The organism is Plebeiibacterium sediminum (assembly GCF_026013605.1).
GTDB classification, from domain to species: domain Bacteria; phylum Bacteroidota; class Bacteroidia; order Bacteroidales; family Marinilabiliaceae; genus Saccharicrinis; species Saccharicrinis sediminus.
Genome location: NZ_JAPDPJ010000220.1, coordinates 1 through 1,067 on the forward strand (window position 1 = coordinate 1; position 1,067 = coordinate 1,067).

A 1,067-nucleotide genomic window follows, 5' to 3' on the forward strand; every position below is an offset into this window, starting at 1 on the left:
GGCTTTATCAAATTGTCTTCTTTCTTTTTTCATATCCTTGTAAATTTAATCATTACAAGCTTAACTCTGTGTCTTGGTAAAGATAGCAGTTCCAAAGAAATATGAAAGTAAGACGATACGCATTTTTTGCGTTAACCCCTAAGTTATGCTATGCATCTCTATTCCCTGTACAAGACATGCCCCTGGCTGATAAGCATATTTTTAAACATAGCCAGGGGTAGTTTTTTAGCGATTAACTTTTTCGATGGATACAACCCCTTTAAATGTTTTGGGTTGCTTGTAAATTGTAATACCTAATAATTTCCAATTCACAACGCCAATAACCATGTAATCTAATTGATTATTATCTGTGGTCTCATTCATTGCTATTGAAATAACTTCCCAATTTATTCCACTGGTAAAACCATTTATTAAAGTATTAGCACTTAACGCAACATTATCGTTTCCTTGCTTCTTGTTTCCAGCGTGTATAGATAATAGCTTAGTGGATACCAAATTCTCTTCTAACTCTGCATTCACAAAAAATGTTTCATTACAATCATTAATATTGTTAGATGTAGAAGTCCACTCTTGCATTTTAGTACTTCCATCTTTTGATGTATTAGCAAAAGCCAAAAGTCCTAAGACAAATACAATAGCTGCGAATAATCCAAATCTTTCTTTAACTAATTTTACTGCTCGGAAGCTAATCCATAGAAAGTAAATGATAAGTCCAATATTTAGTAATCCCCATATGAGTTGTAGCATATCACAATATATTATAGTTTCATTATTTATTAGGTTGTATTAAGCTTACTTTGATGTTGCTTATAAATTATCATTGCAGTATTTAATGTTTATCCATATCCTGCAACTTCTTAATCATAGCTTTTGGCATGATTCCTCTATTAAAAGAAAAAGAGACTGAATTACATAAGCAAATTAAGAAATGCGATCGGTTTCTCAGATCCCTTTTCATTTTTAACTTAGTGATTTCAACATAAAGTGTATAAACGCAAAAAGAGCAACTGAAACTTGTTCAATTGCTCTTTCTTTAAAATCAGCGGCGACCTACTCTCCCACAATAT

At 31.9% G+C, this 1,067-nt stretch carries 1 protein-coding gene; it reads right to left on the reverse strand.

The window, feature by feature from the left end:
* Positions 1-225: 225 nt before the first annotated feature.
* Positions 226-747 carry a hypothetical protein gene (locus tag OM075_RS25165; RefSeq protein ID WP_301193324.1) on the reverse strand — a complete coding sequence of 174 codons (522 nt, stop codon included), beginning with the start codon at positions 745-747 and terminating at the stop codon, positions 226-228.
* Positions 748-1,067: the final 320 nt, after the last annotated feature.